Annotated in this window: 19 protein-coding genes; 14 read left to right on the top strand and 5 right to left on the bottom strand. The window is 70.4% G+C overall.

Features of this window, described 5'->3' with window-relative positions:
* Positions 1–181 precede the first annotated feature (181 nt).
* From J2X68_RS00335 to J2X68_RS00320, 4 genes are all read left to right on the top strand, one after another.
* Positions 182–1402, top strand: a complete 1221-nt coding sequence (locus tag J2X68_RS00335) for a histidine kinase (protein WP_310430351.1) — start codon at positions 182–184, stop codon at positions 1400–1402.
* Positions 1399–2079, top strand: a complete 681-nt coding sequence (locus J2X68_RS00330) for a response regulator transcription factor (RefSeq protein WP_310430350.1) — start codon at positions 1399–1401, stop codon at positions 2077–2079. The genes J2X68_RS00335 and J2X68_RS00330 overlap by 4 nt, the downstream gene beginning before the upstream one ends.
* A gap of 202 nt (positions 2080–2281) precedes the next feature.
* On the top strand, positions 2282–5386 hold the full coding sequence (locus tag J2X68_RS00325) for an efflux RND transporter permease subunit (protein WP_310430349.1): 3105 nt from the start codon (positions 2282–2284) through the stop codon (positions 5384–5386).
* A gap of 94 nt (positions 5387–5480) precedes the next feature.
* Complete coding sequence (locus J2X68_RS00320) at positions 5481–7712, top strand: serine/threonine-protein kinase (RefSeq protein WP_310430348.1); 2232 nt, start codon at positions 5481–5483, stop codon at positions 7710–7712.
* A gap of 45 nt (positions 7713–7757) precedes the next feature.
* Here J2X68_RS00320 and nadA read toward each other — a convergent pair whose 3' ends face one another.
* The gene (nadA, locus tag J2X68_RS00315; RefSeq protein WP_310430347.1) at positions 7758–8942 is read right to left on the bottom strand and encodes a quinolinate synthase NadA; all 1185 of its coding nucleotides are present in this window, start codon (positions 8940–8942) and stop codon (positions 7758–7760) included.
* A 277-nt stretch (positions 8943–9219) separates the two neighbouring features.
* Between nadA and J2X68_RS00310 the strand changes: the two genes are divergently transcribed.
* Positions 9220–9576: an iron-sulfur cluster assembly accessory protein gene (locus J2X68_RS00310; RefSeq protein ID WP_015033024.1), complete on the top strand. Its 357-nt coding sequence runs from the start codon at positions 9220–9222 to the stop codon at positions 9574–9576.
* A gap of 93 nt (positions 9577–9669) precedes the next feature.
* Here J2X68_RS00310 and J2X68_RS00305 read toward each other — a convergent pair whose 3' ends face one another.
* Positions 9670–11565 carry a hypothetical protein gene (locus J2X68_RS00305; RefSeq protein WP_310430346.1) on the bottom strand — a complete coding sequence of 632 codons (1896 nt, stop codon included), beginning with the start codon at positions 11563–11565 and terminating at the stop codon, positions 9670–9672.
* Between the two features lie 128 nt (positions 11566–11693).
* Entirely contained in the window at positions 11694–11903 is a 210-nt protein-coding gene (locus J2X68_RS00300; protein ID WP_310430345.1) for a hypothetical protein, read from the bottom strand.
* 130 nt (positions 11904–12033) lie between these two features.
* On the opposite strand from J2X68_RS00300, the gene J2X68_RS00295 reads away from it, so the two are divergent.
* Positions 12034–13008 carry a carbohydrate kinase family protein gene (locus J2X68_RS00295; RefSeq protein ID WP_310430344.1) on the top strand — a complete coding sequence of 325 codons (975 nt, stop codon included), beginning with the start codon at positions 12034–12036 and terminating at the stop codon, positions 13006–13008.
* Position 13009: 1 nt separating this feature from the next.
* On the opposite strand, the gene J2X68_RS00290 is transcribed toward J2X68_RS00295, so the two are convergent.
* Positions 13010–14392, bottom strand: coding sequence for an aminotransferase class V-fold PLP-dependent enzyme (locus J2X68_RS00290; protein ID WP_310430343.1), 1383 nt, complete (start codon positions 14390–14392; stop codon positions 13010–13012).
* A 296-nt stretch (positions 14393–14688) separates the two neighbouring features.
* Between J2X68_RS00290 and coxB the strand changes: the two genes are divergently transcribed.
* The 4 genes from coxB (at position 14689) to J2X68_RS00270 (ending at position 19161) form a co-directional block, all read left to right on the top strand.
* Positions 14689–15648 (top strand): cytochrome c oxidase subunit II, encoded by a 960-nt coding sequence (gene coxB / locus J2X68_RS00285; RefSeq protein ID WP_310430342.1) that lies wholly within the window; start codon positions 14689–14691, stop codon positions 15646–15648.
* Positions 15645–17381: a cytochrome c oxidase subunit I gene (ctaD, locus tag J2X68_RS00280; RefSeq protein WP_310430341.1), complete on the top strand. Its 1737-nt coding sequence runs from the start codon at positions 15645–15647 to the stop codon at positions 17379–17381. Before coxB ends, ctaD begins: the two co-directional genes overlap by 4 nt.
* Complete coding sequence (locus J2X68_RS00275; protein WP_062647531.1) at positions 17378–17776, top strand: cytochrome c oxidase subunit 4; 399 nt, start codon at positions 17378–17380, stop codon at positions 17774–17776. Before ctaD ends, J2X68_RS00275 begins: the two co-directional genes overlap by 4 nt.
* A gap of 131 nt (positions 17777–17907) precedes the next feature.
* Positions 17908–19161: an Ig-like domain-containing protein gene (locus tag J2X68_RS00270; protein WP_310430340.1), complete on the top strand. Its 1254-nt coding sequence runs from the start codon at positions 17908–17910 to the stop codon at positions 19159–19161.
* 42 nt (positions 19162–19203) lie between these two features.
* Here J2X68_RS00270 and J2X68_RS00265 read toward each other — a convergent pair whose 3' ends face one another.
* Entirely contained in the window at positions 19204–19608 is a 405-nt protein-coding gene (locus tag J2X68_RS00265) for a hypothetical protein (protein ID WP_310430339.1), read from the bottom strand.
* 178 nt (positions 19609–19786) lie between these two features.
* On the opposite strand from J2X68_RS00265, the gene J2X68_RS00260 reads away from it, so the two are divergent.
* The 4 genes from J2X68_RS00260 to J2X68_RS00245 all read left to right on the top strand — a co-directional run bounded on the left by J2X68_RS00260 (position 19787) and on the right by J2X68_RS00245 (position 23986).
* A complete protein-coding gene (locus J2X68_RS00260; protein ID WP_020129998.1) occupies positions 19787–20407 on the top strand; it encodes a heme-copper oxidase subunit III in 621 nt (206 codons plus the stop codon).
* A gap of 65 nt (positions 20408–20472) precedes the next feature.
* Positions 20473–21285, top strand: a complete 813-nt coding sequence (locus J2X68_RS00255; protein ID WP_020129997.1) for a c-type cytochrome — start codon at positions 20473–20475, stop codon at positions 21283–21285.
* On the top strand, positions 21282–22343 hold the full coding sequence (locus J2X68_RS00250; protein WP_310430338.1) for a Rieske 2Fe-2S domain-containing protein: 1062 nt from the start codon (positions 21282–21284) through the stop codon (positions 22341–22343). Before J2X68_RS00255 ends, J2X68_RS00250 begins: the two co-directional genes overlap by 4 nt.
* On the top strand, positions 22340–23986 hold the full coding sequence (locus tag J2X68_RS00245) for a cytochrome bc complex cytochrome b subunit (RefSeq protein ID WP_310430337.1): 1647 nt from the start codon (positions 22340–22342) through the stop codon (positions 23984–23986). Before J2X68_RS00250 ends, J2X68_RS00245 begins: the two co-directional genes overlap by 4 nt.
* Positions 23987–24105: the final 119 nt, after the last annotated feature.

Below are 24105 nucleotides of genomic sequence, written 5' to 3'. Positions count from 1 at the left end.
GGCGCCTCTTACGGGGTCGGCGCCTCTTCAGGACGGCGGGGGCCGGGGACGGCGATCCGCCGCGCCGGTCCCGGAGCGCCGCCCGTCCGGCGATCGAGGACGAGGCCCCCGCGGGGCCGACGACGGGGTCCCGGGGCGCCAGCCCCCCAGCTACGGCGAGGAAAGCGACGGCGACGCAGAAGTGACCCTCCTTTCCCGGGCCGAGTGCCGGCTCAAGGCGCACCCCCTCGCCCTGGACGCGGGCCTGGCCGCGGGCGTGCTGCTCTGCATGCTGGCGGGTTCCTTCGTCGACCCGCACGGCGAGCACGGCGTCAGCTGGAGCATCCGCAGCCCCGACCCGCTCAGCCTGCTGCTGATGACCCTCTCCGCCGTCGCCCTCGTCTTCCGCCGCAGCGCCCCCATGACGGTCCTCGCCCTGACCGGCGCCGCCTCCGTGACCGAATCCGTCACCGGCGACCCCCGGGCCCCCGTGGCCATGTCCGCCGTGATCGCCCTCTTCACCGTCGCCGCCACCACCGACCGCCCCACCACCGTGCGGGCCGGACTGCTCACCATGACGATCCTCACCGGCACGGCCATGCTCGCCGGACCGCTTCCCTGGTACGCCCAGGAGAACCTGGGGATCCTCGCCTGGACCGGTATCGGCGCCACCGCGGGCGACGCGGTCCGCAGCCGCCGGGCCGTCGTCCAGGCCATCCGGGACCGCGCCGAGCGCGCGGAGCGCACCCGGGAGGAGGAGGCCCGCCGCCGGGTCGCCGAGGAGCGCCTGCGCATCGCCCGTGACCTGCACGACGTCGTCGCCCACCACATCGCCCTGGTCAACGTCCAGGCCGGGGTCGCCGCGCACGTCATGGACAAGCGGCCCGACCAGGCCAAGGAGGCCCTCGCGCACGTCCGCGAGGCCAGCCGGTCCGCGCTCAACGAACTGCGGGCCACCGTCGGCCTGCTGCGCCAGTCCGGCGACCCCGAGGCCCCCACCGAGCCCGCGCCCGGCCTGGACCGGCTCGACGAGCTGGCCGGCACCTTCCGCAGCGCCGGCCTCAAGGTCGAGGTGGCCAGGACCGACCACGGCACCACGCTCCCCGCGGCCGTCGACCTGGCCGCCTACCGGGTCATCCAGGAAGCCCTCACCAACGTCCAGAAGCACGCGGGTCCCGCGGCGAAGGCCGAGGTCAGCGTCGTACGCGTAGGGCCCAACATCGAGGTCACGGTCCTCGACAACGGGCAGCCGGAGGACGGGCCCCCGGCGGCCGGCGGCGGCCACGGGCTGCTCGGCATGCGGGAGCGGGTCACCGCCTTGCGCGGCACCCTCACCACCGGTCCCCGCTACGGGGGCGGTTTCCGCGTCCATGCGATCCTGCCGGTCAAGACCCGCACGGCCACCACGGGGGAGAGCGCATGACCATCCGTGTCCTGCTCGCCGACGACCAGGCGCTGCTGCGCAGCGCGTTCCGCGTGCTCGTCGACTCGGAGTCCGACATGGAGGTGGTCGGCGAGGCGTCCGACGGCGCCGAGGCGGTCCGGCTGGCCAAGGAGCAGCGCGCCGACGTCGTCCTGATGGACATCCGCATGCCCGGCACGGACGGTCTCGCCGCGACCCGGCTGATCAGCGCCGATCCGTCCCTCGCGCACGTCAGGGTGGTCATCCTGACGACGTTCGAGGTCGACGACTACGTGGTGCAGTCGCTGCGGGCCGGCGCCTCCGGCTTCCTCGGCAAGGGCAGCGAGCCGGAGGAGCTGCTGAGCGCCATACGGGTCGCCGCCGGCGGGGAGGCACTGCTCTCGCCGACCGCCACCAAGGGCCTGATCGCGCGCTTCCTGGCGCAGGGCGGCGCGGCGGACGACGGCGACCCGGCCCGCTCCGCCCGGCTGGACGCCCTCACCGTGCGCGAGCGCGAGGTCCTCGTCCAGGTCGCGGGCGGCCACTCCAACGACGAGATCGCCGAGCGCCTGGAGGTCAGCCCGCTCACCGTGAAGACGCACGTCAACCGGGCCATGGCCAAGCTGGGCGCGCGCGACCGGGCCCAGCTCGTGGTGATCGCGTACGAGTCGGGACTGGTACGTCCGAGGGTGGACTGAGCCCGGTCCCGCCGTACTGCGCCCGGAGTAGGCGCGGGATAAGCAACTGGACCTGGAGCGTACGGATCGCCCCACCGGTATGGCTCAGGGTGAAGAGGCCACACGTGCCCCACGTGAGACAGGTGCACCACGTGTCACACGTGTCACGCACCCGTCATGCCTGGCACCGCTTCTGCCGCTCACAGAGACGAGACCCGTACCCATGTCCTGGCTGTCCCGCTTCAGCCTCGCGCAACGGGCCCTGATAGGCCTCATGTCCATCGTCGCGATCGCCTTCGGCGCGATCGCGATCCCGCAACTGAAACAGCAGCTCCTGCCCACCATCGAACTCCCGATGGTCTCCGTCCTCGCGCCCTACCAGGGCGCCTCCCCGGACGTCGTCGAGAAGCAGGTCGTCGAGCCGATCGAGGACAACCTCGAAGGGGTCGACGGCATCACCGGCGTCACCTCCACGGCGAGCGAGGGCAACGCCGTGATCGTGGCGTCGTTCGACTACGGCAACGACACCGAGCAGCTCGTCGCCGATGTCCAGCAGGCCGTGAACCGGGCCCGCGTCCGCCTCCCCGACGCCGTGGACCCGCAGGTCGTCGCCGGTTCCACCGACGACATGCCGACCGTCGTCCTCGCCGTCACCTCCGACCGCGACCAGCAGGCGCTCGCCGACCAGCTCGACCGCGGCGTCGTCCCGGCGCTGCGCGACATCGACGGCGTCGGCCAGGTCACCGTCACCGGCGTCCGGGACCTGCAGGTCTCCGTCACCCCGGACGACGCGAAGCTGGCGAAGGCCGGGCTGACCACGCAGTCCCTCGCCCAGGCGCTCCAGGCGGGCGGCGCGACCGTCCCGGCCGGCTCCTTCGACGAGGCGGGCAGCAACCGCACCGTCCGGGTCGGCGGCGGCTACACGTCCGTCGCGCAGATCGAGGACCTGCGGATCCCGGGACTCGCCGGCGGGAAGCCGGTCCGCCTCGGTGACGTGGCCGCGGTGCGGCAGGAGGAGGCCCCGGCCGACTCCCTCACCCGCACCGACGGCAAGCCCAGCCTCGCCGTGATGGTCACCATGGACCACGACGGCAGCGCGGTCGCGATCTCCGACGCCGTCGACGCCATGCTGGCCGACCTGCGCCGGGACCTCGGCTCGGGCGCGACGATCACCGTCGTCAGCGACAGCGGTCCGGCCGTCGCGAAGGCCATCGAGGGCCTGACCACGGAAGGCGCCCTCGGTCTGCTCTTCGCCGTCCTCGTCATCCTGGTCTTCCTGGCGTCGATCCGCTCGACGCTGGTGACGGCGGTCAGCATCCCGCTCTCCGTGGTGCTGGCGCTGATCGTCCTGTGGACGCGGGACCTCTCGCTGAACATGCTGACGCTGGGCGCGCTGACCATCGCGATCGGCCGGGTCGTCGACGACTCGATCGTCGTCCTGGAGAACATCAAGCGCCACCTCGGCTACGGCGAGGAGCGGCAGGCCGCGATCATCACGGCGGTGCGCGAGGTGGCCGGCGCGGTCACCTCCTCCACCCTCACCACCGTCGCCGTGTTCCTGCCCATCGGCCTGGTCGGCGGCATGGTGGGCGCCCTGTTCGGCGCGTTCTCCCTCACCGTGACGGCGGCCCTGCTGGCCTCCCTGCTGGTCTCGCTGACGGTCGTCCCCGTCCTGTCGTACTGGTTCCTGCGCGCTCCCAAGGGCACCCCCGAGGACGCCGAGGAAGCCCGTCGCGCGGCCGAGGAGAAGGAGGCGAAGAGCCGCCTCCAGCGCCTCTACGTCCCCGTCCTGCGCTTCGCCACCCGGCGCCGCCTCACCAGCGTGGCGATCGCGGGCGTCGTCCTGATCGTCACCTTCGCCATGGCGCCCCTGCTGAAGACCAACTTCTTCGACCAGGGCGAGCAGCAGGTCCTGACGGTCAAGCAGGAGCTGAAGCCGGGCGCGAGCCTGGCCGCGACCGACGCCCAGGCGAAGAAGGTCGAGCGACTGCTCGCCGGCACCGAGGGCGTGAAGGACTACCAGGTCACCGTCGGCTCCTCCGGCTTCATGGCCGCCTTCGGCGGCGGCACCGACACCAACCAGGCCTCCTACCAGGTGATGCTCGAGGACTCCGCGTCCTACCAGGACGTCCAGAAGCGGGTCGAGGACGGGCTGAAGAAGCTCGACGGCATCGGCACGACCACCGTCGCCGCCGGTGACGGCTTCGGCAGCCAGGACCTGAGCGTCGTCGTGAAGGCGGCCGACGCGGAGGTGCTGCGCACGGCCGCCGAGCAGGTCCGCGAGGCCGTGGCCGGCCTCGACGACGTCACGGACGTGACCAGCGACCTCTCGCAGAGCGTGCCGCGCATCTCGGTCAAGGCGAACGCCGAGGCCGCCGCGGCCGGCTTCGACGACCGGACGCTGGGCGCGGCCGTCGCGCAGGCGGTCCGCGGGACGACGGCCGCGACGGCGGTCCTGGACGACACCGAACGCGATGTCGTCATCACCCCCGCGAAGCCCGCCGCGACGCTCGCCCAGCTCGAGGACCTGCGCCTGGGCGCGGTGAAGCTCGGTGACATCGCCACCGTGGAACTGGTCGACGGCCCGGTCTCGATGACCCGCATCGACGGCAGGCGGGCGGCCACCGTCACCGCGAAGCCGACCGGCGACAACACCGGCGCGGTGAGCGCCGACCTCACCTCGAAGCTCGACGCGCTGAAGCTCCCGGCGGGCGCCACGGCCGAGATCGGCGGGGTCTCGCAGGACCAGGACGACGCGTTCAAGAACCTCGCCCTGGCGATGCTCGCGGCGATCGCGATCGTCTTCATGCTGCTGGTGGCGACCTTCCGGTCCCTGGTCCAGCCGCTGATCCTGCTGGTCTCCATCCCCTTCGCGGCGACCGGCGCGATCGGCCTGCTGCTCATCACCGGCACCCCGATGGGCGTCCCGGCGATGATCGGCATGCTGATGCTCATCGGCATCGTGGTGACCAACGCGATCGTCCTCATCGACCTCGTCAACCAGTACCGCAAGCAGGGGTACGGCGTCGTCGAGGCCGTGGTCGAGGGCGGCCGGCACCGGCTGCGCCCCATCCTCATGACGGCGCTGGCGACCATCTTCGCCCTGCTCCCGATGGCCCTCGGCGTCACCGGCGAGGGCGGCTTCATCGCCCAGCCGCTGGCGGTGGTCGTGATCGGCGGCCTGATCACCTCGACCCTGCTCACCCTGCTGCTCGTCCCGACGCTGTACGCGATGCTCGAACTCCGCAAGGAGCGCCGGGCGGCGAAGCGCGCCGCGAAGCGGCGACCGGCCCGAGCCGACAGGACCCCGGAACCGGCCGGGGTCTGACACCGCCGCGCCGAACTCCCTTCCCCCGTACGGGTTACCTATCCTGTGAGCACGCACAGCACGCGCTGCTCGACGGGGGAAGGGGACCGGGGCGTTGCCACTGCACAAGGACGACCCGAAGGCGCTCGGCGGATACCGCATCGTCGACCGGATCGGATCCGGCGGCATGGGCGTCGTCTATCTGGGCCGGTCCCGTTCGGGGCGTGAGGTCGCCGTCAAGGTGGTGCACGCCCAGTACGCGGAGAACAAGGTCTTCCGGGCCCGGTTCCGGCAGGAGATCGACGCCGTCCGCAAGGTGAGCGGCGCCTTCACCGCCCCGGTCGTGGACGCCGACGCGGAGGCCGTACGGCCCTGGATGGCCACCCAGTACGTGCCCGGACCCGCGCTCTCCGACCGGATCCGGGGCACCGGCCCGCTGAAGGGGGCGGAGCTGCGCCGGCTGGCCCTCGGGCTGGTGGAGGCACTGCGGGACATCCACCGGGCCGGGGTCGTCCACCGCGACCTCAAGCCCTCCAACGTGCTGATGGCCGGGGACGGACCCCGGGTCATCGACTTCGGCATCTCCCGGGCCGCCGAGAACCAGACCCTCACCGAGACCGGCCACGCGATCGGCACCCCGCCCTTCATGTCACCGGAGCAGTTCAAGGACGCCCGGTCGGTCGGCCCCGCCTCGGACGTCTTCTCCCTCGGCGCGCTGCTGGTGTTCGCCGCGACCGGCCGCGGCCCCTTCGACGCGGACAGCCCCTACCTGACGGCGTGGCGGGTGATGCACGAGGAACCGAAGGTGGACACGGTCGCCGAACCGCTGCGCGCGGTGCTGACCCGCTGCCTGGCCAAGGACGCCGACGACCGGCCCGGACTGGACGAGCTGGCCGGGGAGTTCGCCCTGGCGCTGCCCGAACCCGCGGCGGACGACATGGAGACGGTGACCCTGCGGCTGCCGCCCGCGCCGGCGGCGGACGAGGAACCGGAACCCGCCGTCGCCGCGCCCCGCCCGGGCCGGCGCTCCCGGCTGCGCCGGTGGCCGGTCCTGGCGGGGGTGGCGGGTGTCCTGGCCGTGGCGGTCACCGGCTACTTCCTCTTCGACCCGTTCCGGCGCGGGGACGAGGACGCGGCGTCCGGCGCCACCGCCCCGAGCACCTCCCGCTGGGATCCCCTGCCCGCCGGCTGGAAGCCGTGGCGGACCTCGGTCTACGGGTCCGCGCTCTCCGGCGTGACCCGGCCGATGAACGGCGACGGGAGTTCGTACGGCACCACGCTGTCCTGCGCGACGGGCGAGGACGCCCTGTACTGCGGGGGCAACGGGGTCCTGCCCGTCCGCGTCGACGGGACCACCGGCCGGCTCGCCTGGCGCGCGGATTCCGTGCCCTCGGGAGTGCCGCGGGAGGAGTACGACAGCACGGTCCTCGGGGAGCACGACGGTGTGCTGCTGGTCGGACAGTCGGTCGTGAGCAGCACCGGCGACGACACGGTGATCAAGGTCGTGGCCCTCGATTCGGACACCGGTGAGCGGCTCTGGTCGCGTCCCATGGACAGCCGGGCCGTCCAGCCCGCCGTGGTCGGTGATCTGCTGCTGACCCCGGACGGCAAGCGCGTGACGGCCCGCGACCCGCGCGACGGAACCGCCCGCTGGACCACGGACCTGCCCGCGGGGCCGACCTATTCCTGTGAGTTCCACGACATCGGCGGCCTCCCCTACGCGGGCTGCGGCGACGCGGGCTCACCGTCGCGCACCGTGTTCTACGCCGTTGACCCGGCCGACGGCACGACCCGGAAGGTGAGCGTGCCGGACGGCGACCTGGACCATGTCGGTGACGTCGACGGCGACCTGGTCTTCCTGGCGTTCAGCGGACGGGACGAGCCGATGTCCGGGGACGCGACGTACACCGAGGTCCTGCTGATCGACCCGGACACGGGGGCCGTACGGCGGAAGAACCTGCCGAGCAGCCCACGGGGCCAGGCCGCGGTGATCGGCGGCGTGCTCTGTTTCGCCGCCTCCAGCGGCCTCGTGACCGCGCACGACCCCGGGACGGGCAAGCGGCTGTGGGCCACCTCGACCACTCTTCAGCAGCCCGGCAGGCCCGTCCCCGACGCGCGGGGCCGCACCCTGTTCGCGGCCAGCGCCTCCGGGCGGGTGGCCGCGCTCGACACGGCGACGGGACGGCTGCTGTGGGAGTCCCCGGCGCGGGCCGAGCAGGTCTTCCCGACGAGTTTCCACACGGCGCGGGTGTTCCGCGACGAGGGCGCCCTGGTGGTGCTCGCCCCCGACGGCACGGTCTTCACGCTGGACCCGGCCCACCCCGACCGGGCGCCGCTGCCGGGGTGACCCGGCCTCACGGCGCCCGGTCGGGGTGGGGCCGGGGCGGCACGGTTACGGCAGCGCCAGCATGCGCTCGAGGGCCAGCTTCGCGAACTTCTCGGTCTCCCGGTCGACCTCGATCCGGTTGACCAGCTTGCCCTCGGCGAGGGACTCCAGGGTCCAGACCAGGTGGGGGAGGTCGATCCGGTTCATCGTCGAGCAGAAGCAGACCGTCTTGTCGAGGAAGACGATCTCCTTGCCCTCGGGCGCGAAACGGTTCGCCAGCCGGCGCACCAGGTTCAGCTCCGTGCCGATGGCCCACTTCGAGCCGGCCGGGGCCGCCTCCAGCGCCTTGATGATGTACTCGGTGGAGCCGACGTAGTCCGCCGCGGCCACGACCTCGTGCCGGCACTCGGGGTGCACGAGCACGTTCACGCCGGGGATCCGGGCGCGGACGTCCTCGACCGACTCCAGGCTGAAGCGGCCGTGCACCGAGCAGTGGCCCCGCCACAGGATCATCTTCGCGTCCCGCAACTGCTCGGCGGTCAGCCCGCCGTTCGGCTTGTGCGGGTTGTACAGGACGCAGTCCTCCAGGGAGAGACCCATGTCCCGCACGGCGGTGTTGCGGCCGAGGTGCTGGTCGGGCAGGAACAGCACCTTCTCGCCCTGCTCGAAGGCCCACTCCAGGGCCCGCTGGGCGTTGGACGACGTGCAGATCGTGCCGCCGTGCTTGCCCGTGAACGCCTTGATGTCGGCGGACGAGTTCATGTACGAGACGGGCACGACCTGCTCGGCTATGCCGGCCTCGGTCAGCACGTCCCAGCACTCGGCGACCTGCTCGGCGGTGGCCATGTCGGCCATCGAGCACCCGGCGGCGAGGTCGGGGAGGACCACCTTCTGGTCGTCGGACGTCAGGATGTCCGCGGACTCGGCCATGAAGTGCACACCGCAGAACACGATGTACTCGGCCTCCGGGCGGGCGGCCGCGTCCTTGGCCAGCTTGAAGGAGTCGCCCGTGACGTCGGCGAACTGGATCACCTCGTCGCGCTGGTAGTGGTGGCCGAGCACGAAGACCTTGTCACCGAGCTTCTCCTTGGCGGCCCGGGCGCGCTCGACCAGGTCTGGGTCGGAGGGCGAGGGCAGGTCGCCGGGGCACTCGACGCCCCGCTCGCTCTTCGGGTCGGCCTCACGGCCGAGCAGCAACAGGGCGAGCGGAGACGGCTGTACGTCGAGCTCCGTGGTCTGGGCGGTGGTCACGGCACGCACCCTTTCTACTTTTCGTCGATCTGACGTTATCTATCATAACCCGCTTCACGTCACTTTGACGATGGTCATCGCGTCGATGTGACGTGAATCCCGCGCCCCGGCCGGCGCCGCTCCGGAGGCCGCTGTCCGCCGCACCGCGCGTGTGCCACCATGAAAGGCAAGAAGAGGAAAGAAGTGGAAACACGGCTCCTCGGCCCGGAATGAATCCGGGGCCCCGACGGTTGGAAACGTCGGCAAGCAGTCTCCGTACAACCCGGGAGAGATGTAGATGTCCGTATCGGACGAGAAGACCACTGTCAGCGACGGCATCCTCCTGTCCGACGCCGCCGCGGCGAAGGTCAAGGCCCTGCTCGACCAGGAAGGCCGCGAGGACCTGGCGCTGCGCGTCGCCGTTCAGCCCGGCGGCTGCTCCGGCCTGCGCTACCAGCTCTTCTTCGACGAGCGTTCGCTCGACGGTGACGTGGTGAAGGACTTCGACGGCGTCAAGGTCGTCACCGACCGCATGAGCGCCCCGTACCTGGGCGGCGCCTCCATCGACTTCGTCGACACCATCGAGAAGCAGGGCTTCACGATCGACAACCCGAACGCGACGGGCTCCTGCGCCTGCGGCGACTCCTTCAGCTAGGTCGCCCGTTCGCCCCGCTGAACGCCACGAAGGCGGCGGCCCCCTCCGAGGGGGCCGCCGCCTTCGCGTCGGCGCCGCGTGGACCGCGCGGCGCTACTGTGCGTCCGGCAGCCGCGCGCCCGCCTTCTCCAGCGGGATCGCGGCGCCGTCCGAGCCGACGACCTTCCGGCTGCCCAGCGACGCGTCCAGGTGCACCGTCCGGTGGTACACCTTGGCGATCAGGATGCAGACCTTGTCCTTCCAGGGCGTCTCGGTCACGGTGACCTTCACCTCGGCGCCGCTCTCGGCCGCCGTGGGCTCGTAGTCGCCGCACACCCCTCCGGTGAAGCTCACGACCAGGTCGTCGCCCTCGGCGGTGTAGCCGTCCACCTGCACGTCCCGCGTCCCCGAGGAGGCGCTCGGCGTCGGCGTGGGGGCGGCGGCGGACTTCAGATACGCCGGTTCGACGGCCGGCTGCGTCACCGTGTAGCCGCCCGCGACCCCCGAGGCCCGCACGTCGAACAGCCAGGACGGCACGAGCACCTGCCGTCCGCCCGAGGTGTGCGGGGCGAGTCCGAGCACCGCGTTCTCGACGGTCGCCGTCTGCCCCTGGGGAGCCGTCGTGGACGAACCGCACGGGCTCTCCAGCCGGTCCTTCAGCGGCACCGGACTGGCACAGCCGCCGATGCCCATCCGGTGGTCGGCGCCCGGCGCCGCGTTCAGCGCGTCCAGCGCCTCCCGCGCGCTCAGCAAGGGGTACGTGTCGCCCTTGACCGGCGTCTCCAGCTGCCCGTTCCCGGCGACCACCGCGCCCTGGGCGTCGACGCTGATCCCGGTGGCCCACCCGTAGGTGGGCAGCTCCCCGAGGACGGGGTCGGCGTTGACCACCCGCTGGCTGCCCATGACCTGACTCGCGTCCACCTGGGCGCCGCCCTGCCCGAGCGCCTTCAGGACCGGCGCCGCCGCCTTCTTCGCGGCCGCCTCGCTCGGCGGGGCGGCGGACGCGTCCGGGGGAGTCGCGGCGCACTTGTCGGAGCCGGCCGTGCAGTTGTCGGTGCCCGGCGTGAACCGGGTGAACGTCCACATCCCCGGCGCCTGCCGGTTCACCCGCAGCACCGGACCCGAGCCGTCGTTCCCGGCGCCGACCTTCCAGGCCTCCCCGTCGACGACCGGCGTCCCCTCGGCCCCCAGCGCCTTCGCCAGCCGGGCCACCTCGTCCTTCGTCACCTCGCCCTTCGCCCAGTACACGGGCGCGGAGCCGGGACCGTCGGGAAGGGGGCCGGCGGCCGTGTAGGTCACCCCGTAGGGGTTCGGCTCACCGGGTGCGATGCCGTTCGTACCGCCCTCGGGGGTGCCCGTACCGGTACCCGTACCCCCTGGGTGGTCGTCCAGGAGGAGCGCCCCGGGCGTGGCGTCCGCCGACGGCGACCCGGAGCCGGCGGCCCCACCGGAGCCGCCGATCGCGTGGGAGGTCAGATAGGCCCCGCCCGCGCCCACCAGCAGCACGGCGGCCGCGACGGAGGCGATGAGGACGGGGGAGCGGCGCCGCGGACCGGCCGGAGGCGCGTCGTGGCCCCCCGGCCCGACGACGTGCTCGTCCGCGTCGGAGTCACGATCGCCTGCCGCCCCCGAGGCGGCAGCCTCACGGCCGACGCCGGTGCCGGTGTCGCCGGTGACTGTGCCGGTGTCCGGAGCGCCGGTGTCCGTGTCAGCGGCGGCGCCGGTGTCCGGAATGTCGGCGTCCGTGGGGGAGTCGGCCTCGAAGGCGGCAGGGGTACCGGCCTCGGCCCCTGAGCGGAGGTGAGCGTCCGGAGGACCGGCCTCGGCGCCCGGGGCGCCGGACTCCTCCACCGGGCCGTCCTCGGCCCGCGCCTGCCGGGCGTCGGTCTTCCGGAGGTCGGCCTTCCGGGCCTGTGTCTCCTCGGCCTCGGCCGTCCCCGCACCCGCCTCCGCAGCCGTCTCCTCCGGCTCGCGCGCGGCGTCGTCGTCTTCGGGTCGCTCGGTGTTCACCGCATCGCTCCTTCGGCTGCCCTGCTGTCGTACCCCACATCCCCCTTACGGGGGACGGCGATGGGACGCGACGGGGGAGCGCACGGTTCCCTCCCGAGCGCCCTGCGAAGGAAATCGAGGGATTACCCCTAGTTGCCGTAGTCCGGCATCGCCTCCAGGAGCCGCGCCGATGCCGCCGGAACGGTCACGCCGAGGATGAGTGACGGCGAGACCGGACGGGAAGCGATCTTCTCCGGGGCCGCCCAGTGCCGGGCCATCCGGGCGCCGTCGCCCCGCAGCGACGCCAGGTCGCCGTCGAGGTCGGCCGGAGCGGGGGCGTGGACCTTGAGGTTCGTCATAGCCGAACCGTATGCACGACGGAGCCCGCGAAGAAAGATCTACTATCGGGTAGTTTCGGCTGCTTCAGTGGCGCGGACCGACCGGGTAGCGTGAACTGTCAATCCCCCTCCCCTCAGGAGAGTCCACGCCGTGCGCATCGCAGTCACCGGCTCCATCGCCACCGACCACCTCATGACGTTCCCCGGCCGCTTCGCCGACCAGCTCGTCGCGGACCAGCTGCACACGGTCTCGCTCTCCTTCCTGGTCGACAACCTGGACGTGCGCCGGGGCGGCGTGGGCGCGAACATCGCCTTCGGCATGGGCCAGCTGGGGACCGACCCGATCCTGGTCGGCGCCGCGGGCGCGGACTTCGACGAGTACCGGGCCTGGCTCGACCGGCACGGCGTCGACACCGGGTCGGTCCGCATCTCCGAGACCCTGCACACGGCCCGCTTCGTGTGCACCACCGACGCCGACCACAACCAGATCGGCTCCTTCTACACCGGCGCGATGAGCGAGGCCCGCCTCATCGAGCTGAAGACCGTCGCCGACCGCGTGGGCGGCCTGGACCTGGTCCTGATCGGCGCCGACGACCCGGAGGCGATGCTCCGCCACACGGAGGAGTGCCGTACCCGCTCCATCCCCTTCGCGGCCGACTTCTCCCAGCAGATCGCCCGGATGAACGGCGACGAGATCCGGATACTGCTGGAGGGCGCGACGTACCTGTTCTCCAACGAGTACGAGAAGGGCCTCATCGAGTCCAAGACGGGCTGGTCGGACGCCGAGATCCTCTCCAAGGTCGGCCATCGCGTCACCACCCTCGGCTCGCGCGGTGTGCGGATCGAGCAGGCCGGCGAGGACCCGATCGAGGTCGGCTGCCCGGAGGAGGAGGCCAAGGTCGAGCCCACGGGCGTCGGCGACGCCTTCCGTGCCGGCTTCCTCTCCGGCCTGGCCTGGGGCGTCTCCCACGAGCGGGCCGCGCAGATCGGCTGCATGCTCGCCACCCTCGTGATCGAGACGGTCGGCACCCAGGAGTACCAGCTGCGCCGCGCCCACTTCATGGACCGCTTCACCAAGGCCTACGGCGACGAGGCCGCCACCGAGGTCCGCAAGCACCTGGCCTGATTCAGGACAGCCGGCGGACCACATAGGCCGAGCCCCGGTCCGCCGGCTCCTCCCCGACGTACTCCTGCTCCCGCATCTCGCACCAGGCGGGAATGTCCAGCCGGGCCGCCTCGTCGTCGGACAGCACCCGCACCGTGCCCCCCACCGGCACCTCCCCGATGACCTTCGCCAGCTCGATGACGGGGATCGGGCACCGTTTGCCCAGCGCGTCCACGACGAGCTCGTCACCGCGCACCGCGGCGCCGCTCGCCGGAGCGGGCGCCCCGAGCTTCTCCCGCACCCCCGCCACCGCCCCCGGCAGGACGGCGAGGAACCGCTCGACGTCCTCCTCGGCGGCCCCGGCCGGCAGCGAGACCCGCACGTTCCCCTCACTGAGCACCCCCATCGCCCTCAGCACGTGGCTGGGCGTCAGCGTGCTGCTGGTGCAGGACGACCCGGAGGACACGGAGAACCCCTCCCGGTCCAACTCGTGCAGCAGCGTCTCCCCGTCGACGTAGAGACAGGAGAAGGTGACGATCCCCGGCAGCCGCCGCAGCGGGTCCCCGACCACCTCCACATCGGGTACGGCGTCCGCCACTCTGGCCCGGATCCGCGCCGTCAGCGCCCGCAGCCGCGCCGCCTCGGCCGCCGCCTCCGCCCGCACCGCACGCAGCGAGGCCGCCGCGGCCACGATCGCCGGAAGGTTCTCGAACCCGGCCGCCCGGCCCGACTCCCGCTCGTCCACCGGCCCTTGGGCGGCGAACCGCACGCCCTTGCGCACCGCGAGGAGCCCCACCCCGGACGGCCCGCCCCACTTGTGCGCGCTCGCCGCCAGCAGCGACCACGGCCCCTCCACCGGCCCCCAGCCGAGCGACTGCGCCGCGTCCACCAGCAGCGGCACCCCCGTCTCCCGGCAGAGCTCGGCCACGGCCGCCACCGGCTGCTCGGTGCCGACCTCGTGGTTGGCCGACTGGAGACAGGCGAGCGCGCTGTCCGGGCGCAGGGCATCGGCGTACGACTCGACGGCGACCGCGCCGGTCCGGGCCACCGGGACCCGGGTCACCGTCCCGCCCTCCGCCTCGAACGCCTCGGCCGAATGGAGTACCGAGGAGTGTTCGACGGCTGACACGATCAGGTGACGTCCGATCCGCCGACGCCCGGCCAGCGCGCCCGCGATCCCGGTGTGGACGGCCCGCGTTCCCGAAGAGGCGAAGACCAGTTCGTCCGGTCGGCACCCCACCGCCTCGGCGGCCGCCTCCCGGGCGGCGTCGAGCAGCATCCGCGCCCGCCGCCCCTCCCGGTACAGGCGCGCGGGATCGGCCCACCCCTCGTCGAGAGAGGCCAACAGCGCCTGGCGGGCGACGGGGTGCAGGGGAGCGGCCGAGGCGGCGTCGAAGTAGGACACGCCTCCACCGTAGAACGTGGGCCGGCCGTCCGGCGGGGCGGGGAACTGCGCGAACGGCCCCCACCTGCCCGCAGTCGCCACACAACCCGCATTGACGACCTATTAGGCGCCCGTCCCCACCCCTTCGGGGTGACCCGCGGCGCGTATGCCACCCTCCCCGCGAACCCCCGGAGGGCGTCGGCTAGGGTTTGGTCCGCATAAACATCCAAACCCCTGCCCGACGCAGGGCGGCGACCGACCCGCGAGAAGGCAGGCCGCAGCCAACCGCGCGGGCGAGACTCTCGGGAAGGCGCTACGTGAGTCCCAACGGCTCCGACCGCTCGCCGCGGCGCCCGATGCGGCGGAAGCTGCTCCAGGCAATGACCGCGGGCCTGGTCCTGGCGACCGCCACCGGTTGCACATACAAGGACTTCCCCCGCCTTGGTATGCCCACCCCGGTCACAGAAGAGGCTCCGCGGATCCTCTCCCTGTGGCAGGGATCCTGGGCAGCCGCGCTGGCCACCGGCGTGCTGGTGTGGGGCCTGATCCTGTGGAGTGCTTTCTTCCACCGGCGCAGCCGCACAAAGGTCGAAGTTCCTCCGCAGACCCGGTACAACATGCCCATCGAGGCGCTGTACACGGTGGTTCCGATCATCATCGTCTCGGTGCTGTTCTACTTCACGGCCCGTGACGAGTCGAAGCTGCTCAGCCTCGACAAGAAGCCCGACGTCACGGTGAACGTGGTCGGCTTCCAGTGGAGCTGGTGCTTCAACTACATCGAGAACGTCGACGGTTCCGACGGGGACGCGAAGACCGACAAGAACCTGGCCGCGATCCCGGACCGGTTCAAGACGGACTTCCCCGACAACGCCGGCGGCGTCTACACCTGCGGTACTCCCGGTGAGCGGAACCCGCAGACCAACAACCCCGGCCCGACCCTCTGGCTCCCTGAGGGCAAGACGGTCCGGTTCGTCCTCACCTCGCGTGACGTCATCCACTCCTTCTGGGTGGTGCCGTTCCTGATGAAGCAGGACGTCATCCCGGGCCACACCAACTCCTTCCAGGTGACTCCCAACAAGGAGGGCACCTACCTGGGCAAGTGCGCCGAGCTCTGCGGCGTCGACCACTCCCGGATGCTCTTCAACGTGAAGGTCGTCTCCCAGGAGCGCTACGAGCAGCACCTCAAGGACCTCGTGAAGAAGGGGCAGACCGGTTACGTTCCCGCGGGCATCGAGCAGACGAGCCACGAGAAGAACCGGGAGACGAACAACCTGTGAGCATCCTCAACGAACCCCAGGGTGCCTCCGCAGCTGAGGACGCGTACGAGAACGAGCTGCCGGTCAGGCGCAAGCAGCCCGGCAACGTCGTGGTGAAGTGGCTGACGACCACCGACCACAAGACCATCGGTACGTTGTACCTGGTCACGTCGTTCGCGTTCTTCTGCATCGGTGGCGTCATGGCGCTCCTCATGCGCGCCGAGCTCGCCCGTCCGGGCCTGCAGATCATGTCGAACGAGCAGTTCAACCAAGCGTTCACGATGCACGGCACGATCATGCTGCTGATGTTCGCGACGCCGCTGTTCGCCGGCTTCACGAACTGGATCATGCCGCTCCAGATCGGCGCGCCGGACGTGGCCTTCCCGCGGCTGAACATGTTCGCCTACTGGCTGTACCTGTTCGGCTCGCTCATCGCCGTCGCCGGTTTCCTCACCCCGCAGGGTGCGGCCGACTTCGGCTGGTTCGCCTACGCCCCGCTGTCGGACGCGGTCCGCAGCCCGGGCATCGGCGCCGACATGTGGATCATGGGTCTGGCCTTCTCCGGCTTCGGCACGATCCTCGGCTCGGTCAACTTCATCACCACGATCATCTGCATGCGCGCGCCCGGCATGACGATGTTCCGGATGCCGATCTTCACGTGGAACGTCCTGCTGACCGGTGTCCTGGTCCTGCTGGCCTTCCCGGTCCTCGCGGCCGCGCTGTTCGCCCTGGAGGCGGACCGCAAGTTCGGCGCCCATGTCTTCGACGCGGCCAACGGCGGCGCGTTGCTGTGGCAGCACCTCTTCTGGTTCTTCGGCCATCCAGAGGTGTACATCATCGCCTTGCCGTTCTTCGGCATCATTTCCGAAGTGATCCCGGTGTTCTCCCGCAAGCCGATGTTCGGCTACATGGGCCTGATCGCCGCGACCATCTCGATCGCCGGTCTCTCCGTGACGGTGTGGGCGCACCACATGTACGTCACCGGCGGGGTGCTGCTGCCGTTCTTCTCCTTCATGACGTTCCTCATCGCCGTGCCCACGGGCGTGAAGTTCTTCAACTGGATCGGAACGATGTGGAAGGGCTCGCTGTCCTTCGAGACACCGATGCTCTGGGCGACGGGCTTCCTCATCACCTTCACCTTCGGCGGTCTGACCGGCGTCATCCTGGCCTCGCCGCCGATGGACTTCCACGTGTCGGACTCGTACTTCGTGGTGGCGCACTTCCACTACGTCGTCTTCGGCACCGTCGTCTTCGCGATGTTCTCCGGCTTCCACTTCTGGTGGCCGAAGTTCACCGGCAAGATGCTCGACGAGCGCCTGGGCAAGATCACCTTCTGGACGCTGTTCGTCGGCTTCCACGGCACCTTCCTGGTCCAGCACTGGCTGGGCGCCGAGGGCATGCCGCGCCGGTACGCCGACTACCTGGCGGCCGACGGGTTCACCGCCCTGAACACGATCTCGACGATCAGCTCCTTCATCCTCGGCCTGTCCGTCCTGCCGTTCTTCTACAACGTGTGGAAGACCGCCAAGTACGGCAAGCCGGTCGGCGTCGACGACCCGTGGGGCTACGGCCGCTCCCTGGAGTGGGCCACCTCCTGCCCGCCGCCGCGCCACAACTTCCTCACCCTGCCGCGGATCCGCAGCGAATCCCCGGCGTTCGACCTGCACCACCCCGAGATCGCCGCGCTCGAGCAGCTGGAGCACGCCGGCCACGGTGCCAGTGCCATCTCGGGCAGCAAGGAGGCCGGCAAGTGAAGATCCAGGGCAAGATGTTCGTCTGGCTGAGCGTCTTCGTCCTCGTCATGGCGATCGTCTATGGCGTGTGGTCGAAGGAGCCGGCCGGTACCACGGCCCTCTTCCTGGCCTTCGGCCTGTGCATCATGATCGGCTTCTACCTGGGCTTCACCGCCCGGCGGGTCGACGCGGGCGCGCAGGACAACAAGGAGGCGGACGTCGCGGACGACGCCGGCGAGCTGGGCTTCTTCAGCCCGCACAGCTGGCAGCCGCTGTCGCTGGGCATCGGCGGCGCCCTGGCCTTCCTGGGGGTCGCCGTGGGCTGGTGGCTGCTGTACTTCTCGCTGCCGCTGATCCTCATCGGTCTGTGGGGCTGGGTCTTCGAGTACTACCGCGGTGAGAACCGCACCCAGTAGCACGCGCCGGACACAGGCTGAGCCCGGACACTCCGTCAGGAGGGTCCGGGCTCACGCTTTTGCCGCAACGGTGATCCTCCGTCCGTGTCACTCAGCGCGCCGCGCCCGACGCGGCTCCCTAGCGTGAAGCCATGAGCCACGAACCCCGCCCTCGCACCGTCGCGGGCTGCACCCTGCTGGTGATCGCCCTGGGCGCGGTCGCAAGCGCCTGCGGCTCCGACGGCAACCCGCTCTCCGCGCGCCCCTACGACGCGACGGACCAGATCTCCTTCGGAAACCTCGGCGGCGACGGGAAGAAGTCCGACCCGGACAAGCCCCTCGAGGTCACCGCGGAGGACGACGACCGCATCACCGACGTCACCGCCGTGGACGGCACAGGCCGCTACGTGGCGGGTGAACTCGCCGCCGACGGCAGCCGCTGGCACAGCACCGAACCGCTGGCCGCCAACGCCCACTACACGGTCCGCGTGAGCACCGAGGACGACGACGGCGCCCCCGGCCGCCGGGTGCTCACCTTCGACACCGGCAAGCCCACCTCGAAGAAGCGCCTGGGGGTCGAGTTCGGCCCCGAGGCGGGGGAGTACGGCGTCGGCCAGCCCATCACCGCCAAGCTGGACCAGCCCGTCAAGGACCCCGCCCAGCGGGCCGTCGTCGAACGCGCCCTCAAGGTCGACTCGACACCGTCCGTGCAGGGCGGCTGGCACTGGGTGGACGACAAGGAACTCCACTACCGGCCCCAGGAGTACTGGCCGGCCCACGCCAGCCTCCGGGTGCACAGCAACCTGGACGGCATCAAGATCAGCGACCGGCTGTGGGGCGGCCCCACCAAGGACCTCAAGCTCACGATCGGTGACCGGGTGATCGCCGTCACGGACGCGTCGTCGCACTCCATGACGGTCTTCAAGAACAACGAGGAGATCAACCAGATCCCCGTCACCACGGGCAAGCCGGGCTTCGAGACCCGCAACGGCGTCAAGGTCGTCCTGGGCAAGGAGTACTTCGTACGGATGCGCGGCACCACCGTCGGCATCGCGGAGGGCTCCTCGGAGTCCTACGACCTGCCCGTGTACTACGCGACCCGCGTCACCTGGAGCGGCGAGTACGTCCACGCGGCCCCCTGGTCCGTGGGTTCGCAGGGGTACGCGAACGTCAGCCACGGCTGCACCGGCATGAGCACGTCCAACGCCGAGTGGTTCTTCGACAACATCCGCCAGGGTGACGTCGTCCAGGTCGTCAACAGTTACGGCGACACGATGGAGACCTTCGGCAACGGCTTCGGCGACTGGAACCTGGACTGGAAGAAGTGGACCAAGGGCAGCGCGCTGACCGGCGGCGGGCAGAAGGCGGAGCAGGACACGTCGAGACTGCGGCCCGCCGCGGTGTAGGCGGTGCGGGGGGCCCGGGGACCCCCACGCCCCCGTACGGCGCTAGGCGCTCTGCTGAAGGCTCTTGCGCCGCAGCAGGGAGGCCAGGGCCGAAGCGAACTCCACGGGCTCCACAGGCAGCGTCACAGCCGCGTCAGCGCGGCTCCAGGTGGCGAGCCAGGCGTCCTGGGGCCGACCGATCAGCAGCAGCACCGGCGGGCACCGGAACACCTCGTCCTTGATCTGCCGGCACAGTCCCATGCCCCCCATGGGCGTGGCCTCGCCGTCCAGGACGACGGCGTCGACGCCGCCCCTGTCCAGCTCCCGCACCACCGCCGCAGGCGTCGCGCACTCCAGGAACTCCACCACGGGGGCGTCCGGCGCGGGCCTGCGCCCGGTCGCGAGCCGGACCTGCTCGCGGGTGTGGGAGTCGTCGCTGTAGACCAGCACCGTGGCGGTCGCCTGCATGCTTCCTCCGTGACATCAGCGTCGTACGGACAGAACCGATGCCGCGGATGCTACTCCCTTGCACACGTCGTCAACACCGCTTGGAACACCACTTCGATGGGCCATACGGGCACTACACACGGTGCGAACACTCCGAACGGCACCCCCCGGAGTGAGGGCGGGATAAGGGACCGACATAATGTCGGTCGTGGCGACAGCAACGACAGTAGAAACCGGGCACGCGCACCCGTCGGTCAATCGGCCGAACCTCACCAGTGTCGGAACCATCATCTGGCTGAGTTCCGAGCTGATGTTCTTCGCGGCCCTCTTCGCGATGTACTTCACCCTGCGATCGGTGACGGGTCCTGATCACTGGAAGGAAATGGCCGAGGCCCTGAACTTCCCGTTCTCGGCCACCAACACCACGATCCTGGTGCTCTCCTCGCTCACCTGCCAGCTCGGCGTCTTCGCCGCCGAGCGCGGTGACGTGAAGAAGCTCAGGATGTGGTTCATCGTCACCTTCATCATGGGTGCGATCTTCATCGGCGGTCAGATCTTCGAGTACACGGAGCTGGTGAAGAAGGACGGGCTCTCGCTCTCCTCCGACCCGTACGGCTCGGTGTTCTACCTGACCACCGGCTTCCACGGCATGCACGTGACGGGCGGCCTCATCGCCTTCCTGTTCGTCCTCGGACGCACCTACGCGGCCAAGAGGTTCACCCACGAGCAGGCGACCGCGGCCATCGTCGTGTCCTACTACTGGCACTTCGTCGATGTCGTCTGGATCGGCCTCTTCGCCACGATCTACATGATCAAGTAGCCGGGCACGCTCGCTCCCGCACATCCCAAGCATCGACGCAGAAGATCCTGACACCGGGGTAATCCGTGAAAAAGCTCTCCGCACGACGACGCCATCCGCTGGCGGCGCTCGTCGTCCTACTCCTCGCGCTGGCGGCTACCGGGGGGCTGTACGCCGCGTTCGCGCCCGCGAGCAAGGCGCAGGCAGACGACACCGCCCAGTCCCTCGCCATCGACGAGGGCAAGAAGCTCTACGCCGTTGGCTGCGCAAGCTGCCACGGCACCGGCGGTCAGGGGACCTCCGACGGCCCGAGCCTGGTCGGCGTGGGTGCCGCGGCCGTCGACTTCCAGGTCGGCACCGGGCGTATGCCCGCGGCCACCTCCCAGGGCGCCCAGGTGCCCTCGAAGAAGGTCATCTACACGCAGGCCGAGATCGACCAGCTCGCCGCGTTCATCTCCTCCCTGGGCGCCGGCCCGTCCGTCCCGACCGACGCCGAGTACGGCCCGGAGGGCGCGGACATCGCCAAGGGTGGCGAGCTGTTCCGCACCAACTGCGCGCAGTGCCACAACTTCACCGGCAAGGGCGGTGCCCTCACCAAGGGCAAGTACGCCCCGACCCTCGAGGGCGTGGACCCGAAGCACATCTACGAGGCCATGCAGACCGGCCCGCAGAACATGCCTTCCTTCCCCGACACCACCCTGTCGGAGCAGAACAAGAAGGACATCATCGCGTACCTGCACGCGGTCAACAGCGACGAGACCAACAACCCCGGTGGTCTGGAGCTGGGCGGCCTCGGGCCGGTCAGTGAGGGCCTGTTCGCCTGGATCTTCGGTCTCGGTGCCCTGATCGCGGTCGCCGTCTGGGTCGCCGCTCGGACCGCAAAGGCCAAGAAGTCATGAGTAGCCAAGACATTCCAGAAGAGAACCTGCCCGCTGAGCAGGGCCACGCACACGGCAGCGCCGTAGGCGTCGCGGACGAGCAGAACCCGTTCGCGGACCCGGGGCTTCCGCCTCACGAGCACCGCATCCAGGACATCGACGAGCGGGCCGCCAAGCGGTCCGAGCGTGCGGTCGCCTTCCTGTTCACGCTGTCGATGCTCGCGACGGTCGGCTTCATCGCCTCGTACGTGGCGATCCCCGCCGACAAGTCGATCTTCGTGTTCCCGATCGGCCACCTCAGCGCGCTGAACTTCGCGCTGGGTCTGACCCTGGGCACGGCGCTGTTCACCATCGGCGCCGGCGCGGTCCACTGGGCCCGCACCCTGATGTCCGACGTGGAGGTCGCCGACGAGCGGCACGCGATCGCCGCGCCCCCCGAGGTCCGTGCGAAGGTCCACGCGGACTTCAAGCAGGGCGCCAAGGAGTCCGCGCTCGGCCGTCGCAAGCTGATCCGCAACACGATGCTCGGCGCGCTCACCCTGGTGCCGCTGTCCGGCGTCGTGCTGCTGCGCGACCTCGGCCCGCTGCCCGAGGACAAGCTGCGTCACACGCTCTGGTCCAAGGGCAAGCTGCTCGTCAACATGAACACGAACGAGCCGCTGCGTCCCGCGGACGTCGCCGTCGGTTCGCTCACCTTCGCCAAGCCCGAGGGCCTGGAGGAGCACGACGAGGACTTCCAGAACGAGATCGCCAAGGCGGCCCTGATGATCGTCCGGCTCCAGCCGGACAACATCAAGGACAAGCAGGAACTCGACTGGTCCTACCAGGGCATCGTGGCGTACTCGAAGATCTGCACCCACGTCGGTTGCCCGATCTCGCTGTACGAGCAGCAGACGCACCACGTGCTGTGCCCCTGCCACCAGTCCACCTTCGACCTCTCCGACGGTGCCCGAGTGATCTTCGGCCCCGCCGGCCACGCCCTGCCGCAGCTGCGCATCGGTGTGAACGACGAGGGCTATCTCGAGGCGCTCGGCGACTTCGAAGAGCCCGTCGGTCCTGCTTTCTGGGAGCGCGGATGAGCACGACAGAGAACACCGAGAGCAACGAGTCCCGCGAGCGCGGGAAGGCTCCGGCCGGCGAGCGGATCGCCGACTGGGCCGACGGCCGGCTGGGGATCTACTCCCTCGCCAAGGCCAACATGCGCAAGATCTTCCCCGACCACTGGTCGTTCATGCTGGGTGAGATCTGCCTCTACAGCTTCATCATCATCATCCTCACGGGTGTGTACCTGACGCTGTTCTTCCACCCGTCGATGAACGAGGTGGAGTACCACGGCAGCTACGTCCCGCTGCAGGGACAGCTGATGTCCGAGGCGTTCAGCTCGACCCTGCACATCTCCTTCGACGTGCGCGGCGGTCTGCTCATCCGGCAGATCCACCACTGGGCGGCGCTGATCTTCCTCGCCGGCATGTTCGTGCACATGATGCGCGTGTTCTTCACGGGCGCGTTCCGCAAGCCGCGTGAGGTCAACTGGCTGTTCGGCTTCCTGCTGTTCGTCCTCGGCATGTTCACCGGTTTCACCGGTTACTCGCTGCCGGACGACCTGCTGTCCGGCACCGGTGTCCGCTTCACCCAGGGCGCGATCCTGTCCACGCCGATCGTCGGCACGTACATCTCGATGTTCCTGTTCGGCGGGGAGTTCCCGGGCCACGACTTCGTGGCGCGGTTCTACTCGATCCACATCCTGCTGCTGCCGGGCATCATGCTCGGTCTGGTGGTCGGCCACCTGATCCTGGTCTTCTACCACAAGCACACGCAGTTCGCGGGCCCCGGAAAGAGCAACAAGAACGTCGTCGGCATGCCGCTGCTGCCGGTGTACATGGCCAAGGCCGGAGGCTTCTTCTTCCTGGTCTTCGGCGTGATCGCGGTCGTCGCGGCCATCGCGCAGATCAACCCGATCTGGGCCATGGGCCCCTACCGTCCGGACCAGGTGTCCACCGGCGCCCAGCCCGACTGGTACATGGGCTTCGCCGAGGGCCTGATCCGCTTCATGCCGGGCTGGGAGATCAACATCTGGGGCCACACCCTGGTCCTGGGCGTGTTCATCCCGCTGCTCCTGTTCGGCGTGCTGCTCGCGATCCTCGCGCTCTACCCCTTCATCGAGTCGTGGGTCACGGGCGACAAGCGCGAGCACCACATCCTGGACCGGCCGCGCAACGCCCCGACGCGCACCGCGCTGGGCGTCGCCTGGGTCACGATGTACATGATCATGCTGGTCGGCGGTGGCAACGACCTGTGGGCCACCCACCTCCACCTGTCGATCAACGCGATCACCTGGTTCGTCCGGATCTTCTTCATCGCCGGACCGGTCATCGCGTACATCGTCACCAAGCGGATCTGCCTCGGCCTCCAGCGCCGGGACCGGGACAAGGTGCTGCACGGTCGCGAGACCGGCACCATCAAGCGCCTGCCGCACGGTGAGTTCATCGAGATCCACGAGCCGCTCAGCCAGGAGCAGCTGCACACCCTCACGGCGCACGAGCAGTACGAGCCGGCCGCGATCGGCGCCGCCGTCGACGAGAACGGCGTCGAGCGCAAGGTGAAGGGCAAGGAGAAGCTCCGCGCCAAGATCAGCGGTGCGTACTTCGGTGAGGACCAGCAGATTCCGAAGCCCACCGTGGAGGAGTACAAGGAGATCACGAGCGGCCACGGCCACCACTGATCGCTGAGGCGTCGCCACGCCACAGGAAAGGGCCCCGTCCGGTCTTCGGACGGGGCCCTTTGCCGTGCCCACCGGCTGGATAGGGTGGGGTGCACCTCGTTACGAGGCGCACGACGCAC

Source organism: Streptomyces sp. 3330 (genome assembly GCF_031456635.1).
Classification (GTDB): Bacteria; Actinomycetota; Actinomycetes; order Streptomycetales; family Streptomycetaceae; genus Streptomyces.
This window is presented reverse-complemented; position numbering and strand designations above follow the sequence as displayed.

Excerpts from the sequence above, each read along its gene's own strand:
- J2X68_RS00300 (WP_310430345.1), bottom strand. The coding sequence starts at position 11,903 with ATGACGAACCTCAAGGTCCACGCCCCCGCTCCGGCCGACCTCGACGGC.
- J2X68_RS00270 (WP_310430340.1), top strand. The coding sequence starts at position 17,908 with ATGAGCCACGAACCCCGCCCTCGCACCGTCGCGGGCTGCACCCTGCTG.
- J2X68_RS00260 (WP_020129998.1), top strand. The coding sequence starts at position 19,787 with ATGTCGGTCGTGGCGACAGCAACGACAGTAGAAACCGGGCACGCGCAC.
- J2X68_RS00310 (WP_015033024.1), top strand. The coding sequence starts at position 9,220 with ATGTCCGTATCGGACGAGAAGACCACTGTCAGCGACGGCATCCTCCTG.
- J2X68_RS00250 (WP_310430338.1), top strand. The coding sequence starts at position 21,282 with ATGAGTAGCCAAGACATTCCAGAAGAGAACCTGCCCGCTGAGCAGGGC.
- J2X68_RS00330 (WP_310430350.1), top strand. The coding sequence starts at position 1,399 with ATGACCATCCGTGTCCTGCTCGCCGACGACCAGGCGCTGCTGCGCAGC.
- J2X68_RS00325 (WP_310430349.1), top strand. The coding sequence starts at position 2,282 with ATGTCCTGGCTGTCCCGCTTCAGCCTCGCGCAACGGGCCCTGATAGGC.
- J2X68_RS00245 (WP_310430337.1), top strand. The coding sequence starts at position 22,340 with ATGAGCACGACAGAGAACACCGAGAGCAACGAGTCCCGCGAGCGCGGG.
- J2X68_RS00265 (WP_310430339.1), bottom strand. The coding sequence starts at position 19,608 with ATGCAGGCGACCGCCACGGTGCTGGTCTACAGCGACGACTCCCACACC.